Raw genomic sequence first — 15,409 nt, forward strand, 5'->3', positions numbered from 1 at the left:
CCCTGCAGGGCAACTTCTCTAACTTACCACTTCTTCGGTTCTTGTCAAGTCGAACCAGGAGCTGATCTGCGTGGACCGGAGTCCGCTCAATCCTCACCGCTTCGATGACCCGAGAGCTGGGAAGTTCCAACCTAGTCTTGAAGTGAGACGATCTCAAGTGTGAGTTTGACTCACGTGGAGATGCTCGGCTTTTGGCTGGGTATCAGTCCCACTTGAGGCCGGGAAGCTCTTCCGCTTCCCGCACCTTTGGGGTGACGAGTGATTACTTTACGCAGACCGCCAGGGGCTGGCAAATCCTCGCTGCATCCCGGGCGTGTCGCCCGGATCCACGCGCTTCAGTCCCGATCAGCGTCACCGATGCCGAGCACGGCCGCTGAGCCGGAACCGGCCGCGACGACCGTCGCGACGGCGAGCGGGCTTCCGCCCCAGGCGGTGAACGAGTACTCGTCTCCGGCGGAGTCGACCGACCAACTGCGCTCGCCCGTGGTCGCGTCGATGCCGACGAGCGTGTCGTCGAGCGTCAGCAGGAGGGTCCGGTCGCTGTATCCGACGAGGCTGCCCTCGGCGTCCCGCTCCTCGTATCGGATCTCACCGTCTCGAGCGCCGACGCCGGTGTATCCGCCGTCGCCGTCACCGAGCATGATCGTGTCGCCCACGGTGTAGGCGCCGTCCCAGGTGCTCGTCAGTCCGCTGCGCCACTCGACCTCGCCGGATCGCGGGTCGAGGCGGCGGACCCGCTCCCCCGACTGGTCGGCGACGACCAACAGTCCGCTCGCGTCGAGCACCACCGGCAGTGCCCCGGTCGCCTTCCAGCGCTCGGCGCCGGTGCGGTCGTCCACCCCGCGGATCGTGGTGTCGTTGCCGGAGTAGTCGATCGCGACGAGATCGCCGCCCACCTGCTGGTAGTACCAGGAGAGGTCGCCCTGCCAGTCGATGGTCGATCCGTCGTCGAGCGAGTAGACCGCACCGTCGTAGAAGAGCTTGTCGCCCGCGGTGGTCGCCCGCTCGCCGGCGTCACCACTGACCTCCCAGACCGGGTCGGTCAGGTCCGTCGACCGATAGCGGCCGACCGTCCCGGTGCCGTCGGCCGTGGTCGACGAGATGAGCAGGTCACCCTCGAGACCCGGGACGAACGCCGCCGGCGCGGCGAAGTCGGCGAAGCCGATCCCCTCGACACTCGAGTGCTCTTGCGAGGTGGAGACGACGTGCCCGTCGCGACGGCTCACGGAGACCATGAGGTCCCCCTGACTCAGCACGATCGCGGCCGCATCCGGTGGGGAGACGACCACCGGTGCGTCGAACCGGTCGAACTCCGGCGAGAGCTCGGTGACGCGACGGTCCCAGAGCGTGTGGCCGTTCGCCGTGTTCACCAGGGAGACCACCGTCTCGCCCGGAGCGTCGTCGAGCGTCGTCTGATCCAGTGGCCGGTCGGTCGACCACACGAGCAGCGCGGTGTTGGGGCTCGCGGTGTACCCGTTCAGGTAGAGCTCGTCGCCCGCGGGCACCTCGTCGTCCAGCGGATGCGCGAGTTCCCAGGTTCCGACGGTCGGCTTCGTCGGGAGGTCGCGGAGGAGCGCGAGCCCCTCGACGCGGTGGGGAACGGCCGCGACCACGATGAGCACGACCGCGACGATCGCAGCGACCACGGCGAGTGCGAGTCCGCCGAGGAGGAACCATCGTCGGCGCGAGGGGGTCCGCTTGACCGTGGTGGGCAACGAATCAGGGTGCCAGAGGGCTCGGGGCGCGGTCGCGCTCGGTTCCCCAAGCGCCTCCCCCGCCGCGGTTGCCGAGGCCGGTTCGGCCGCAGCGGGTGTCGCCGCAACCGGAGTCGACGCCGGGGCCGGGGCCGGGTTGGTGGACTCAGCATCTGGAACCGGTGTCGGCACGGCGATCGCCGGGATCGACGTCGCGGTACCGGGGGGCGTGGGCTCAGTGGTGTCGACGTCCGGCGACGGCAGCCGATCGGCTTCACCCGCGGGCGCATCGGTCTCGACGTGGGGTGCATCGGTCTCGACGAGGTCGCCGTCGTCGGCCGTCATGGGCCGGTCGTCCGCGGACTCCGACTCGGGCTCGTCCATCGATTCGTCCGCCGGCTCCCGCTCGGCCGCCGCCTCGGCCTCGGCCGGTGTCTCCACCGTCGACAGCTCGCCCGTGCGCAGCGGCAGCATGGCCCCACAACTCGGGCACACACCGTCGCGACGGTCGACGATCTCGGTCCCGCACGCCTCGCAGAGCTGCACTCGGAGCATCCCCTTCAGGTTCGATGACGACGACGATGCCGTCGCCGGCGGATCAGGCGGGCACTCCGTCGAGGAACAGCCCGGCGAGGGTGCGCTTGCCGCGGCGCAGCACGGCCACCCCGCCCGTGAGGAACCGGTCGTCCAGGGTCGCGTCGACGTCGTCGATCTTGCGGTTGTTCACCGAGACGCCTCCCTGGGCGACCGCGCGTCGAGCCTCACCGAGGCTCGAGCACAGCTCCGTGTCGACGAGTGCCTGGATGACGAGGGTCTCCGCCGTCACCCGCGCGTTCGGCAACTCCGTGACCGCCGACCGCAGCGTGTCCGCGTCGAGAGCGTCCAGATCGCCCTGACCGAAGAGCGCGGCCGACGCGGCGATGGCCGCATCCGTCGCGGCGACCCCGTGGACGAGCGCGGTGACGGCGTAGGCGAGGGTCTTCTGCGCCTCCCGCTTGAACGGTTCCGACTCGGTCGCGGCCGCCAGTCGCTCGATCTCCACCCGATCGAGGAACGTGAACACCTTCAGCCGGGCGATGACGTCCGCATCGTCGGTGTTGACCCAGAACTGGTAGAACGCGTACGGGCTCGTCATGCTCGGGTCGAGCCAGACCGCGTTGCCTTCGCTCTTCCCGAACTTCGTGCCGTCCGAGTTCGTGATCAGCGGGGTCCCGATCGCGTGGACGGTCGCCCGCTCGACCCGGTGGATGAGGTCGGTGCCGCTCGTGAGGTTGCCCCACTGGTCGCTCCCGCCGGTCTGCAGGAGGCAGCCGTATTCGCGGTACAACTCGAGGTAGTCCATCCCCTGGAGGATCTGGTAACTGAATTCGGTGTAGCTGATCCCCGCCTCCGAGTTGAGGCGGGCACTGACCGCGTCCTTCTTCAGCATCGTGCCGACGCGGTAGTGCTTGCCGATCTCCCGCAGGAAGTCGATCGCCGAGAGCGGTGCGGTCCAATCGAGGTTGTTGACCATGCGCGCGGCGTTGTCGCCCTCGAAGCTGAGGAAGCGTTCGATCTGCGCGCGGAGGGACTGCACCCACTCGGCGACGGTGTCCGGCGTGTTCAGTGTGCGCTCGGCGGTCGGTCGTGGGTCGCCGATGAGGCCGGTCGAACCGCCGACGAGCCCGAGCGGGCGGTGTCCGGCCAGCTGCAGCCGACGCATGACGAGCAGCTGGACCAGATTGCCCAGGTGGAGGCTCGCAGCCGTCGGGTCGAACCCGCAGTAGTAGGTGATCGGTGCTCCACCGAGCAGACGCTTCAGCTCCTGCTGATCCGTCGAGACATGGACGAGCCCGCGCCAGACGAGTTCGTCCCAGACGTCCTCGAAGGTCGGATCGTTGCGCTGGTCAGGAAGAGCGAGGTTCGACACGCTTGCAAGGCTATCAGCGCAGGATCGGCGGCTGGATCGGGTGCATCGGCACCGGCGCGATCGCGGCGATCGTGATGTGCAGGAATTCCTCTCATTCGTCGGAGTTGTGGAAATACCTACACGTTGCGACTAGGGTGATTCAGCCGAGCCACCGCCGGGAGGAGAGCCGTGTACGTGCTGACCGTCGATCAGATCGCGAGCCGGACCGGCCCTGATCGCGCCGCCGATGTGATCGACTCGATCAACGACCGGTTCGCGGACCGCCTGCTCCTCCAGGCCGAACGCACGGCGGGGGACGAGTTCCAGCTCGCCACCGATGACGCCGAGATCGCGCTCGCCATCGCCTTCGACCTCCTCCGGGATCGCGGCTGGAGCGTGGGCATCGGACAAGGCGACGTCCGACGTCCGCTCCCCGATTCCACCCGAGCCGCGACCGGTCAGGCCTTCTACGCTGCGAGAGAGGCCGTCACTCGGGCCAAACGGGCGCCCTTCCGGTTCGCGCTCGAGGCGGCCGACCAGCAGGGCGGCGCCGATGTCGAAGCGCTCATCGTGCTCCTCCTCCACCTCCGCGATCGGAGGACCGACGGCGGATGGGAGGTCGCCGACCTGCTCGCGGCCGGCGCGACCCAGTCCGAGGCCGCGGCACGACTCGGCATCACCGAGAGTTCGGTCAGTCGCCGGGTCGCGGCCGCCGGAGTCCGAGCCGAAGCCGCGGCGACCACCGCGCTCATCCGCCTCCTGGCGAAGCTCGACCAGGACGCCTCCGTGCACCACCCCGACGACCGAAAGGACGAGCGATGAACCTCGTCACGCTCACGCCCATCACCTGGCCGACCGTCATCGGCCTCCTCGGAAGCGCGCTCGTCTTCCTCCTGCTGGCCCGGATGCTGAGCGCGCGTCTCGCGGATCGTCTCATGGTCGTGGCGGCGGCCCTCATGGTGGTCGGGGCCATCCTGATCGCGCTCGTCCCCTCGGTCCCGCCGACCGGTCCTGCACTCGTGCTCCTCGGCGTCTTCGTCCTGGCCGTCGCGGTCGCCGGCGGTGGTCCGGTCGCCTCCTTCGTCCTCACCCTCGCGACGAAGGGCAGCGTCGCCCCCGGAATCCACGGCGGCATCCTCGTGGAGCGCCGGAACCCGAGCGCCTCGCAGGTCGTCGGACGTCCGATCGAAGTGCTTCGCGGCGGGACCGCCATCGGGATCCTCGAACGGCTCGCCCTCGTCGCCGCGTTGTTCTCCGGCTATCCGGAGGCGATCGCGGTCATCGTCGCGGTGAAGGGTGTCGGACGCCTCACCGAACTCGACTCGGCCGAGGCGCGCGAGCGGTTCATCATCGGCTCGCTCGCCAGCCTCCTCTGGGCTGCCGGGGTGGCGTCGATCCTGCTGCTCGCGCGAGGCTGAGTCGGCGGATCAGTCCACGGCCCTGGGCGAGCGGCGGTAGGGCGAGACGGTCGTCTCCCCCGGCAGCACGAACCGCCACGGGTAGGCGGCTCCCCCACCGACCCCGCTGACGCCCGTCCGCGGACCGGCCGCAGAGGCGAGCGGGCGCTCGGGCAAGCGCAGATCGAAGGGCGGCTCGGCGAGGTCGTCACCCGACTGGTCGAGCGCGATCCCGAGCGCCACGGTGAGCCGCGCCGGTCCTCTGGCCAGGTCGCGATCCGGCACCCGTTCACCGCGTCGCAGCCGCGCGAGCTCCAGGCCCGCGACGACCTCGCCGGCACGCAAGAGGACGGCCGACGCCGTGCCGACGGGTGAGCACACGACGTTGACGCACACGTGCATGCCGTAGCTGAAGTAGGCGTACAGACGCCCGGGCGGACCGAACATCGGACTCGTGCGCGGGGTCGGACCACGGTGCGCATGGGATCCGGGATCCTCGCCGACCCCGAGATAGGCCTCGACCTCGGTGAGACGGACCGACACGGTGCCCTCGGGCGTCGTGTGGGACAGCACCGCTCCGAGCAGCGCGGGCGCGACCTCGAGGGCCGATCCCGAGGTCAGCGCCCGCAGCGGACCGGCCGTCGTCATCGGACCCCGCCCCGTCTAGAGCGAGAGGGCCTGCGACAGCGCGCCAACCCGCCCGACGAGTGTCACGAGCTGGTCCTGGACCCGCTCCGGCGCAGTTCCACCGGCGCCGAGTCGGCTGCCGATCGAGCCGTCGACGGTCAGGACGCTCCGCACGGCCGGGGTGAGATGTTCCGAGACACCCGCCAGTGCCGCGTCGTCGGGTTCGTCGAGTGCCAGCCCGCGCTCCTCGCAGTACCGCACGAGCTCGCCACTGATCTCGTGCGCGTCGCGGAAGGCGACACCCTGCTTGACGAGCCACTCGGCGACGTCCGTCGCGAGGGAGAACCCCTCAGGTGCGAGCTCGCGCAGCCGTGCCGTGTCGAAGCGGAGCGTCGCCACCATCCCGGTGAACGCCGGGAGCAACACCTCGAGCTGGTTCACGGAGTCGAACACCGGCTCCTTGTCCTCCTGCAGGTCGCGGTTGTACGCGAGCGGCAGCGCCTTCAGCGTCGCCAGCAACCCGGTCAGGTTCCCGATGAGTCGCCCGGACTTGCCGCGGGCGAGTTCGGCGATGTCGGGGTTCTTCTTCTGCGGCATGATGCTCGAGCCGGTCGAGTAGGCGTCGTCGAGGGTCACGAACCCGAACTCGCGGGTGTTCCAGACGATGATCTCCTCGGCGAACCGGGACAGGTTGATCCCGATGAGCGAGGTGATGAACGCGAACTCGGCGACCACGTCGCGGCTGGCGGTGGCGTCGATCGAGTTCTCCGTCGGCCGGTCGAGCCCGAGCTCGTGAGCGACGAGCACCGGGTCGAGCCCGAGGGAGCTCCCGGCGAGCGCTCCGGAACCGTACGGCGATGCGCTCGCCCGGGCGAGCCAGTCGCGGAGCCGTTCCAGGTCGCGGGTGAGCGGCCAGGCGTGCGCGAGCAGCTGGTGGGCGAGCAGCACCGGCTGGGCGTGCTGCAGGTGCGTGCGGCCGGGCATGACCGCGTCCGGGTGTGCTTCGGCCTGGGAGACGATCGCGTCGACCAGGTGGATGACGTCGCGGGCGATCACCCGTCCGTGATCGATGAGGTAGAGGCGCACGAGCGTCGCGATCTGGTCGTTCCGGCTCCGGCCGGCACGCAGCTTCCCACCGAGTTCCTTGCCGGCCCGTTCGACGAGCCCGCGTTCCAGCGCCGAGTGGACGTCCTCATCGCTCTCCGCCGCGACGAACGTCCCGTCGGCCACATCGGCGTCCAGGACGTCGAGGGCGGCGAGCATCCCACCGAGCTCGTCCTCGTCGAGGTACCCCGCCGACGCGAGCGCTTTGGCGTGGGCACGGGAGCCCGCGATGTCGTATGCGGCGAGGACCCAGTCGAACTGCGTGGACTTGCTCAGACGGGCGAGTTCCGGTGACGGGCCGCTCGCGAAGCGTCCGCCCCAGAGGGCCCCGGATTCGCCTGCTCGATTCTGCTGATCTGCCACGATGGGCCTCCTGTACTGCTGGCGTCCGGAGCACTCCGGACTGGTCGGTCGGCCGCAGCCGGGGAAGGGTCAGGCCGCAGAGCCGGCGTGCTGCTGCTCGAGCAGCCACACGAGCAGGGCCTTCTGCGCGTGGAGGCGGTTCTCCGCCTCGTCCCAGATGATGCTCTGTGCCCCGTCGATGACCTCGGCCTCGACCTCGAAGCCGCGGTCGGCGGGCAGGCAGTGCATGAAGACGGCGTCGGACGCTGCGAGCCCCATGAGCCTGCGGTCGACCCGGTAGCCGCCGAAGATGGCCACGCGTTGCGCCTTCTCGTCTTCCTTGCCCATCGACACCCAGGTGTCGGTGATCATCACGTCGGCATCCGCCGCCGCCGTGTCGGGGTCGGTGGTCACGAGCACGGAGCCGCCCGTCGTCGCGGCGATGCGCTCCGCGTCGGCGACGACGTCCGCTGCCGGGGCGAACTCGGCCGGGGCGGCGATACGGACGTGCATCCCCGCCGTCGCGCCGGCCAACAGGTAGGAGTGGGCCATGTTGCTCGCTCCGTCGCCGAAGAACGACATCGTCAGACCGGCGAGCTCGCCCTTGTGTTCGCGGATCGTGAGGAGGTCGGCGAGAAGCTGGCACGGGTGGAAGTCGTCGGACAGCGCGTTGACGACGGGCACGGTCGTCCCGGCCGAGATCTCCTCGAGACCGGACTGGGCGTAGGTCCGCCAGACGATCGCCGCGACCTGACGTTCGAGGACGCGAGCGGTGTCGGCGGCCGTCTCCTTGCCGCCGAGCTGGCTGTTGGCCGTCGAGATGATGAGCGGTGATCCGCCGAGGTCGGCGATCCCCACGGCGAAGGAGACGCGCGTCCGCGTCGAGGACTTGTCGAAGATGACCGCGACGGTCTGCGGGCCTTCGAGCGGCTTGCGAGACCAGCGGTCGCGCTTCAGTTCGGTGGCGAGGTCGAGGATCTCGGCCTGCTCGGCCGGGCTGAGGTCGTCGTCGCGGAGGAAGTGACGGGTCATGGCTGGTGGTCCTGTTCGTGTGGGTCGATGGCCGGTCAGGCCTGGACGGCGTCGAGCGCCGCGCGGAAGAGGGAGGTGAACTCGTCGATCTCGGCGTCACCGATGATGAGCGGCGGCGCGATCCGGATGCTCGTCGCGTTCGGGGCGTTGATGATGAGCCCACGGTCGAACGCAGCAGCAGACAGCTCGGCCGCCACCGGGGCGCTCAAGCCGATGCCGATGAGCAGCCCGTGTCCGCGGACCTCCTCGACGAGCGGGGAACCGATGGCGGTGATGACGGCCCGCAACCGCTCTCCGCGCGCGGCGGCGTTCTGCACGAGACCGGCGCGCTCGATCTCCTCGAGCACCGCGTTCGCCGTCGCGGTGGCGAGCGGGTTGCCGCCGAAGGTGCTGCCGTGCTGGCCGGGTCCGAACAGCTCGGAGGCGGCGCCGAAGGTGACGAGGGCGCCGATCGGCATGCCACCGCCGATCCCCTTGGCGACGGTGATCGCGTCCGGGACGATGCCGTCCCGCTGGAACGCGAACCACTCCCCCGTCCGACCGGCCCCGGTCTGGATCTCGTCGATGATGAGCAGCACGCCGTGCGCCTCGGTGAGTGCCCTGGCACGGGCGAGGTAGCCCTCCGGCAGGTCGATGACGCCGGCTTCGCCCTTGATCGGTTCGAGGATCAGCGCGGCGACCCGGCCGTCGATCGCCGCCTCGAGTGCCTCGATCGTGGTCGGGATGTGCTCGACGCCGCCCGGTAGCGGGTGGAACCCCTCCTGCAGCGCGGGCTTCCCGGTCAGGGCCAGCGCGCCGAAGGTCCGCCCGTGGAAGGAGTTCTCCAGGGTGAGCACCCGGGTCCGCGATCCGTCGCCGTGGTTGAGTCGGGCGAGCTTGAACGCCGCCTCGTTCGCCTCGGCGCCGGAGTTCGCGAAGTACACCCGACCGCCCTCGTCCGCTCCGGCGAGACGCTTGAGTCGGGCCGCGAGCTCGAGCTGCGGCGGACTCGAGAAGTAGTTGGAGACGTGCGCCAGCGTGCCCGCCTGGCGCGTGATCGCGCCGACGAACGCCGGATGCGCATGTCCCAGTGCGTTCACCGCGATGCCCGCGAGGAAGTCGAGGTAGCGGTTGCCCTCGGCGTCCCAGACATGGCATCCCTCACCGCGCGTCAGCATGGCGATCGGCGTGTTGAACGTGCGCATCATGTCGCGGTCGACGCGGCTCTTCCAGTCGCTCATGAGTCCTCCGGGACGACCTCGGTGCCTGAGCCGTTCTGGGTGAACACCTCGAGCAGGATGGAGTGGGGTACGCGGCCGTCGATGATGGCAGCCTTGGCGACCCCGCCGTCGACGGCGTCGAGGCAGGCGGTCATCTTCGGGATCATGCCCGATTCGAGCGAGGGCAGCATGGCTCGGAGCTCACTCGTCGTGATCTGCGAGACGAGCGAGTCGCGGTTGGGCCAGTCACTGTACAGCCCGGCGACATCGGTCAGGATGACGAGCTTGGCGGCACCGAGTGCGACGGCGAGCGCCGCGGCGGCCGCATCGGCGTTCACGTTGAGCGTCTGTCCGGGCTGGTCCAGGTCGGGGGCGATCGAGGAGACCACCGGGATGTTGCCGGCGTCGAGGTAGGCCTGCACCGAGGTCGGGTCGACGCTGACGACGTCGCCGACGAGCCCGATGTCCACGGTCTCGCCGTCCACGACGATCGAGCGACGACGCCCACCGAACAGGCCCGCGTCCTCGCCGGACAGTCCTGCGGCGAGCGGGCCGTGTTCGTTGATCCGCCCCACGAGCTCGGGGTTGACCTGACCCGTGAGGACCATCCGGACGACCTCCATGGCCTCGGGCGTCGTGACCCGGTACCCGCCGCGGAACTCGCTGTGGATGTCGAGCCGGTCGAGCATCGCGGAGATCTGCGGGCCACCACCGTGCACGACGACGGGCTTCAGCCCCGCGTAGCGCAGGTAGACCATGTCCTCGGCGAACGCCTGCGCGAGTTCGTCGCTCACCATCGCGTTGCCACCGAACTTCACGACGATCGTCTGGTCGCGGAAGGTCTTCAACCAGGGAAGGGACTCGATGAGGGTGGCGGCCTTGATCGCCGCCTCCTCGGGAGAGTTGTCTCGGTACTGGGTCATCATCAGCTCGCGTAGGCGCTGTTCTCGTGCACGTAGTCGTGCGTGAGGTCGTTCGTCCAGATGGTGGCACCCGTGTCGCCGGCATGGAGGTCGATGAGCACGTGCACGGCGCGCGGTGAGAGGTCGACGAGGTCGCGCGACTGATCCGGCTCGCCGGCCGTGCACACCTGGACGCCGTTCATGGCCACGTCGATCCCGTACGGGTCGAACTCTGCGCCCGTGGTCCCGACGGCCGCGAGCACCCGGCCCCAGTTCGGGTCGTTGCCGAAGATGGCCGCCTTGAAGAGGTTGCTGCGGGAGACCGCGCGGGCGACCTCGACCGCGTCGTCCTCGGACACCGCGCCGACGACCTCGATCGCGACGTCGTGGGCCGCGCCCTCGGCATCGGCCTGCAACTGCAGGGTGAGGTCGCGACAGACCTCCGTCAGCGCCTCGGTGAAGGCGGACAGCTCCGGGGTGACGCCGCTCGACCCGGAGGCGAGGAGCGACACCGTGTCGTTCGTGGACATGCAGCCGTCGGAGTCGAGGCGGTCGAAGGTGACGCGGGTCGCGCTGCGGAGCGCCTGATCGAGCTGGGCCGGCTCGAGCACGGCGTCGGTCGTGATGACGACGAGCATCGTCGCGAGCCCGGGGGCGAGCATGCCCGCGCCCTTCGCCATGCCACCGACGGTCCATCCGTCCGCGCTCCGCACGGCCTGTTTCGGCTTCGTGTCGGTCGTCATGATGGCGGTCGCCGCGGCGAGCCCGGCCGCTTCGCTCGCACCGTCCTGGCCGGCGACCGCGCGGGTGGCGTCCCACACGCCTGCGGTCAGCTTGTCGAGGTCGAGCTGTTCGCCGATGAGCCCCGTGGAGCAGACGAGGACGTCGCCGGCCGAGACCGCGAGTCGCTCGGCGACGGCCTCCGCGGTCGCGTGCGTCGTCTGGAAACCGCGCGTCCCCGTGTAGCAGTTCGCGCCGCCGGAGTTCAGGACGATCGCCGAGACGATGCCGTCCTGCATCACCTGCTCGCTCCAGAGGATCGGGTTGGCCTTGCACCGGTTGCTCGTGAACACCGTCGCCGCGTGCTGCAGCGGACCGACGTTGTGGACCACCGCGAGGTCGAGGCCCCCGGAGGTCTTGAGGCCGCAGGCGACGCCCGCCGCGAGGAATCCTGCTGCTGCTGTCACACTCACGGTGCCACTCCATTCACACTCAAGCCGGTCGTCTCGGGGAGCCCGAGCGCGATGTTCGCCGATTGGATCGCCGCGCCGGCGGTCCCCTTCACGAGGTTGTCGACGGCGGTCACGACGACGACCCGTCCCACCGTCTCGTCGACGGCCAGTCCGATCAGCGCGGTGTTGGCGCCGAGGACGTCGGCCGTCCGTGGGAACGAGCCCTCCGGCAGCACCTGGACGAACGGTTCGTCGGCGTAGGCCGTCTCCCAGGCTTCGCGGACGGCTGCCGCCGTGGTGCCCGGGACGATGCGTGCCGTCGAGGTGGCCAGGATGCCGCGCGACATCGGGACGATGACCGGGGTGAACGAGATGGAGGCGCGATCGGCACCGGCCGCCCGGAGGCTCTGCGTGATCTCGGGGATGTGCCGGTGGGTACCGCCGACGGCGTAGGGGTTGGCCGTGCCGAGCACCTCGCTCGCGAGCAGGCTGACCTTCAGGCTCTTCCCCGCACCGGACGGCCCGACGGCGAGCACGGAGACGAGGTCGAGCGGCTCGATCACCCCCGCGGCGATGCCGGGCGCGAGGGACAGGGCGACCGTGCTGGCGTTGCATCCGGGAGCGGCGATCCGCTTGGCGCCGACGAGAGCGTCGCGCCCCCGACCGGTGGACGTCTGAAGCTCCGGCACGCCGTAGGCCCAGGCGCCGAAGTAGTCGCCGCCGTAGAACGCGTCCCAGTCGGCTTCGTCGACGAGCCGGTGGTCGGCTCCGCAGTCGACGACGAGGGTCTCCGGTGGAAGGGATGCCGTGACCTCACCCGACTTGCCGTGCGGCAGGGCGAGGAAGACGACGTCGTGTCCCGCGAGCACCTCCGGCGTCGTCGCCTCGAGGACGAGATGCCGGAGGGAGCGGAGGTGTGGCTGGTGATCGACGAGCGGTTGACCGGCGTTCGCGTGCGCGGTCACCGTCCTGACGTCGAAGTCGGGGTGGTCGGCGAGCAGCCGAAGCAGCTCGCCTCCTGCGTAGCCGGATGCTCCGGCCACCGCTACAGAGAAGGACATGGCTCTACCTTATTGAGTGGACGCTCGAGGGGCGGAGGCGGCGACGCCTGGACGACGGCACGATCACCTGGACCGTGCGAGCACCGGGGTCGCCTATCGTCGCTCTGCGGTAGCGCGTGCGGACACGGGACGGCGGAGGGCGCGGAGCGTGATCGCCCGCGAAGAACCCTGTGCCTGGAAACGTGCCATGTCGAGAGCGTACTACGACGACGAGGATGCCGACGAATCCGCGCCCGGCGCAGCCCGCTCCGCGATGAGCGCCGCCTGCACCCGCGACCGTGCGTCGAGCTTCACGAGGATCCGGGACACGTGCGTCCGGGCCGTCGCCTCGGACAGCCCCAGCACGGTCGCGATCCCCGCGTTGCTCAGGCCCTCGCGCAGTCGCTCGAGGACCTCACGCTCCCGCGGTGTCAGCGTGGCCAGACCGGGGTGCTCCGGAGCCGGTGCCGGCGCGACCGGAGTTCTGGCCGCGGCGAGACGTTCGAGGACTCGGCGGGTCACCTCCGGCGCGAGCACCGCCTCGCCCGCATGCACTCGTCGGATCGCATCGACGAGACCGGCAGCGGAGACCGTCTTCACCAGGAAGGCGTTCGCCCCCGCCGCCAGCGCCTCGTCGACGTACCGGTCGAGGGCGAAGGTGGTGAGCATGATGATGCTCGGCGGCGGGGTGACGGCGGCGAGGATGGCCGGTATCGCGTCGATCCCGGAGGCACGCGGCATCTGGACGTCGAGCAGCACGACGTCCGGTCGGTGTCGCACGGCTTGCGCGACGACGGCCTCACCGTCCGCCGCCTCGGCGATGACCTGGATGTCGTCCGGCTCGTCGAGCAGCGCCCCCAGACCCGCTCTGACGGCCGCGTGGTCGTCCGCGATGAGGACGGTGATGGTCATGACGCCCCTCCTGCAAGGGCGACCGAGGCGGTGGAGGGCGACGCTAGGGTCGGCACGGTGAGCGCCGTCCGCCAGTCGGGACCGTCCGGCCCCGCGACGAGGTCGCCTCCGACCAGACGTGCCCGCTCGGCCAGGCCGACGAGGCCGACCCCACCGGACCCGGCGAGCACCGAAGACGTGGCCGCCGTCGGCATCGGGTTGCTGAGCGTGACGGACAGGGCGCCGGGTGGAAGCGAGACCTCGACCCGCACGGCTGCTCCCGGTGCGTGCTTCGCAGTGTTCGTCAGGCCTTCGACGAGCGTGCGGAGGCCGACGATCGACGTCTGCGCCGGGACTTCGGCGAGCGCCGCGTCCTCCGGTGCCCGGACCTCCACCTCCAGCCCGTTGGCACGCGCGACCTCGACTGCGCGGCGGACCGACTCGGCCGTGAGTCGGTCCGGAGCCTGGGTCAGGTCGTCGGCCGACTGGTCACCGCGGAGCACGTCGATCATCGTGCGCATGTCGGCGAGCGCGTCGAGACTGCTGGTCCGGACGAGTGCGAGGCTGCGCCGGAGCGCCACCGGGTCGGTGCCGTCGCGTCGTTCCAGGGCCGCCGCCGACTGCATCGCGATCGCCGAGAGGTGACCGGCGATGACGTCGTGCAGCTCCCGGCTGAGCTCGAGCCGTTCACGGGTCACGGCGTCCTGCCGGAGCGCAGCCGCTGCCTGGGCGATCGTGTCCGCGCGCTCGCGCTGGCGTTCGGCCTCGAGGCGGGGGTACCGGACCATCCTGCCGTACCAGATCGAACTCGCCAGGATGACCGGGACGATGATGAGCGAGCCGAGGACCACTCCGCGACCGAGACGGGTGACGGCCTCGACGTCGTCGGTGAACCAGATCACCGCGAAGACACCGACCGACACGACGGCGAGCGCGGTGCAGGCGAACGCGGCGACGTCGATGACCCGGGACCGCGAGTAGAGCGCCGCCGCGTAGGCGAGGTCGGACACGACGATGAGCATCCCGAGGCCGCTGCCTCCGGTGGTGAGCGCCTCGGCGAGGGCGATCAGGATGCCGACGGCCAGCGTGGTCAACGGGCGTCGGCGGCGGAGCAGGTGCACCGCCAGGATGGCCGTGAGGAAGACGAGGGTCAGGAGGAGCGGCGGTTCCGACACGGTCGTCCCCCAGGGGACATGGATCCCGAGGAGGGCGAACAGGAGTCCCATGGCTGCGCACACCGAGGTGATGACCGGCTCCCGGTGTCGATCCACCCATGCGCGCGGTCCTTCGAGAGCAGCCATGCCTCCATCACATCAGCTCGAGCCGCGCGCCGCGAGCGTCGGAGGGACGAACCCGCGTACGCAGTTCCGCTGACCCCGTCGCCGGAGGATCAGCAGCACGGTCGATGTGGCACGGCATCATCCCGCGACACCATCGGAACATGGACAGCTTCACTGAACTCTTCGGCACGAGCCCGCTCATCTGGGCCATCCTCGGCGCGGAGGCCGCGTTCTGGATCCTCCTCTTCGGCGGGCTCGCGGCCCGCTACCTCCTCCGGTGGCGCCGGCTCAGCGCGATCATGTTGATCGGTGTACCGGTCGTGGACCTCGTCCTCCTCGTCCTGACCGCGATCGACCTCGCGTCCGGCGAGGAGCCGAACGTCACGCACCTCCTCGCGACCCTCTACCTGGGCTTCACGGTGGCGTTCGGGCACACGCTCATCACGAAGGCGGACGTCTGGTTCGCACACCGGTTCGCGGGCGGTCCAGCACCGCGGCCCAAGCCGAAGTCCGGTCCCGCGTACATCCGTGCCGCCTGGTCGGAGTGGCGTCGGGTGGTCCTCGCCGTCGTGATCGCGATCACCGGGCTCCTCGCGATGCAGGCCATGATCGGCTGGAGGGTCCCCGCGTCCTTCGCCCTCGCGAACGAGGACGTCATCTGGGGCATGATCATCAAGCTCGTCGCGATCACGGCCATCTGGTTCGTCGCAGGCCCGGTGTACGCCGCCGTCTTCCGGAGCTCCGCGCCCGCGCCTGACACCACGGACCGGGTTTCACATGCAACCGAGTCATCTCAGGGGCGCCCCTAACGGCGTTCTATCTCATATCTGAGATAGAGTGA

The 15,409-nt window shown here is 70.1% G+C and carries 14 protein-coding genes; 3 read left to right on the top strand and 11 right to left on the bottom strand.

From position 1 onward, the window contains the following. Positions 1-335: 335 nt before the first annotated feature. Positions 336-2,249 (bottom strand): PQQ-binding-like beta-propeller repeat protein, encoded by a 1,914-nt coding sequence (locus BIU99_RS16675; protein WP_071262283.1) that lies wholly within the window; start codon positions 2,247-2,249, stop codon positions 336-338. Positions 2,250-2,292: 43 nt separating this feature from the next. Then, positions 2,293-3,603: a tyrosine--tRNA ligase gene (tyrS, locus tag BIU99_RS16680; protein ID WP_071262284.1), complete on the bottom strand. Its 1,311-nt coding sequence runs from the start codon at positions 3,601-3,603 to the stop codon at positions 2,293-2,295. A 168-nt stretch (positions 3,604-3,771) separates the two neighbouring features. Here tyrS and BIU99_RS16685 point away from each other — a divergent pair, with 168 nt between their 5' ends. Together BIU99_RS16685 and BIU99_RS16690 are read left to right on the top strand one after the other, a co-directional pair. Beyond that, on the top strand, positions 3,772-4,404 hold the full coding sequence (locus tag BIU99_RS16685) for a hypothetical protein (protein WP_071262285.1): 633 nt from the start codon (positions 3,772-3,774) through the stop codon (positions 4,402-4,404). Continuing rightward, the gene (locus tag BIU99_RS16690) at positions 4,401-5,000 is read left to right on the top strand and encodes a hypothetical protein (RefSeq protein WP_071262286.1); all 600 of its coding nucleotides are present in this window, start codon (positions 4,401-4,403) and stop codon (positions 4,998-5,000) included. Before BIU99_RS16685 ends, BIU99_RS16690 begins: the two co-directional genes overlap by 4 nt. 9 nt (positions 5,001-5,009) lie before the next feature. Here BIU99_RS16690 and BIU99_RS16695 read toward each other — a convergent pair whose 3' ends face one another. The 9 genes from BIU99_RS16695 to BIU99_RS16735 all read right to left on the bottom strand — a co-directional run bounded on the left by BIU99_RS16695 (position 5,010) and on the right by BIU99_RS16735 (position 14,589). After that, on the bottom strand, positions 5,010-5,627 hold the full coding sequence (locus BIU99_RS16695) for a DNA-3-methyladenine glycosylase (RefSeq protein ID WP_071262287.1): 618 nt from the start codon (positions 5,625-5,627) through the stop codon (positions 5,010-5,012). 15 nt (positions 5,628-5,642) lie between these two features. Beyond that, on the bottom strand, positions 5,643-7,073 hold the full coding sequence (argH, locus tag BIU99_RS16700) for an argininosuccinate lyase (RefSeq protein WP_071262288.1): 1,431 nt from the start codon (positions 7,071-7,073) through the stop codon (positions 5,643-5,645). A 69-nt stretch (positions 7,074-7,142) separates the two neighbouring features. Further along, a complete protein-coding gene (gene argF, locus BIU99_RS16705) occupies positions 7,143-8,084 on the bottom strand; it encodes an ornithine carbamoyltransferase (RefSeq protein ID WP_064294412.1) in 942 nt (313 codons plus the stop codon). Between the two features lie 35 nt (positions 8,085-8,119). Next, on the bottom strand, positions 8,120-9,304 hold the full coding sequence (locus tag BIU99_RS16710; protein ID WP_071262289.1) for an acetylornithine transaminase: 1,185 nt from the start codon (positions 9,302-9,304) through the stop codon (positions 8,120-8,122). Further along, on the bottom strand, positions 9,301-10,206 hold the full coding sequence (argB, locus tag BIU99_RS16715; protein WP_064294509.1) for an acetylglutamate kinase: 906 nt from the start codon (positions 10,204-10,206) through the stop codon (positions 9,301-9,303). Before argB ends, BIU99_RS16710 begins: the two co-directional genes overlap by 4 nt. A 2-nt stretch (positions 10,207-10,208) precedes the next feature. Further along, complete coding sequence (gene argJ, locus BIU99_RS16720) at positions 10,209-11,378, bottom strand: bifunctional glutamate N-acetyltransferase/amino-acid acetyltransferase ArgJ (RefSeq protein WP_064294414.1); 1,170 nt, start codon at positions 11,376-11,378, stop codon at positions 10,209-10,211. Further along, the gene (gene argC, locus BIU99_RS16725; protein WP_071262290.1) at positions 11,375-12,418 is read right to left on the bottom strand and encodes an N-acetyl-gamma-glutamyl-phosphate reductase; all 1,044 of its coding nucleotides are present in this window, start codon (positions 12,416-12,418) and stop codon (positions 11,375-11,377) included. The genes argJ and argC overlap by 4 nt, the downstream gene beginning before the upstream one ends. 201 nt (positions 12,419-12,619) lie before the next feature. Next, positions 12,620-13,309 (bottom strand): response regulator transcription factor, encoded by a 690-nt coding sequence (locus BIU99_RS16730; protein ID WP_071262291.1) that lies wholly within the window; start codon positions 13,307-13,309, stop codon positions 12,620-12,622. Continuing rightward, entirely contained in the window at positions 13,306-14,589 is a 1,284-nt protein-coding gene (locus BIU99_RS16735) for a sensor histidine kinase (protein ID WP_139205491.1), read from the bottom strand. The genes BIU99_RS16730 and BIU99_RS16735 overlap by 4 nt, the downstream gene beginning before the upstream one ends. Positions 14,590-14,729: 140 nt before the next feature. Here BIU99_RS16735 and BIU99_RS16740 point away from each other — a divergent pair, with 140 nt between their 5' ends. Continuing rightward, positions 14,730-15,377 carry a hypothetical protein gene (locus tag BIU99_RS16740; RefSeq protein WP_071262377.1) on the top strand — a complete coding sequence of 216 codons (648 nt, stop codon included), beginning with the start codon at positions 14,730-14,732 and terminating at the stop codon, positions 15,375-15,377. Positions 15,378-15,409: the final 32 nt, after the last annotated feature.

Source organism: Plantibacter sp. MMLR14_011, assembly GCF_001865025.1.
Classification (GTDB): domain Bacteria; phylum Actinomycetota; class Actinomycetes; order Actinomycetales; family Microbacteriaceae; genus Plantibacter; species Plantibacter flavus_A.

What these genes read in the sequence shown, in the direction of transcription:
- BIU99_RS16675 (WP_071262283.1), bottom strand. Translation starts at nt 2,249, where the DNA reads ATGCTCCGAGTGCAGCTCTGCGAGGCGTGCGGGACCGAGATCGTCGAC.
- BIU99_RS16690 (WP_071262286.1), top strand. Translation starts at nt 4,401, where the DNA reads ATGAACCTCGTCACGCTCACGCCCATCACCTGGCCGACCGTCATCGGC.
- BIU99_RS16695 (WP_071262287.1), bottom strand. Translation starts at nt 5,627, where the DNA reads ATGACGACGGCCGGTCCGCTGCGGGCGCTGACCTCGGGATCGGCCCTC.
- argF (WP_064294412.1), bottom strand. Translation starts at nt 8,084, where the DNA reads ATGACCCGTCACTTCCTCCGCGACGACGACCTCAGCCCGGCCGAGCAG.
- BIU99_RS16710 (WP_071262289.1), bottom strand. Translation starts at nt 9,304, where the DNA reads ATGAGCGACTGGAAGAGCCGCGTCGACCGCGACATGATGCGCACGTTC.
- argB (WP_064294509.1), bottom strand. Translation starts at nt 10,206, where the DNA reads ATGACCCAGTACCGAGACAACTCTCCCGAGGAGGCGGCGATCAAGGCC.
- argC (WP_071262290.1), bottom strand. Translation starts at nt 12,418, where the DNA reads ATGTCCTTCTCTGTAGCGGTGGCCGGAGCATCCGGCTACGCAGGAGGC.
- BIU99_RS16730 (WP_071262291.1), bottom strand. Translation starts at nt 13,309, where the DNA reads ATGACCATCACCGTCCTCATCGCGGACGACCACGCGGCCGTCAGAGCG.
- BIU99_RS16735 (WP_139205491.1), bottom strand. Translation starts at nt 14,589, where the DNA reads ATGGCTGCTCTCGAAGGACCGCGCGCATGGGTGGATCGACACCGGGAG.
- BIU99_RS16740 (WP_071262377.1), top strand. Translation starts at nt 14,730, where the DNA reads ATGGACAGCTTCACTGAACTCTTCGGCACGAGCCCGCTCATCTGGGCC.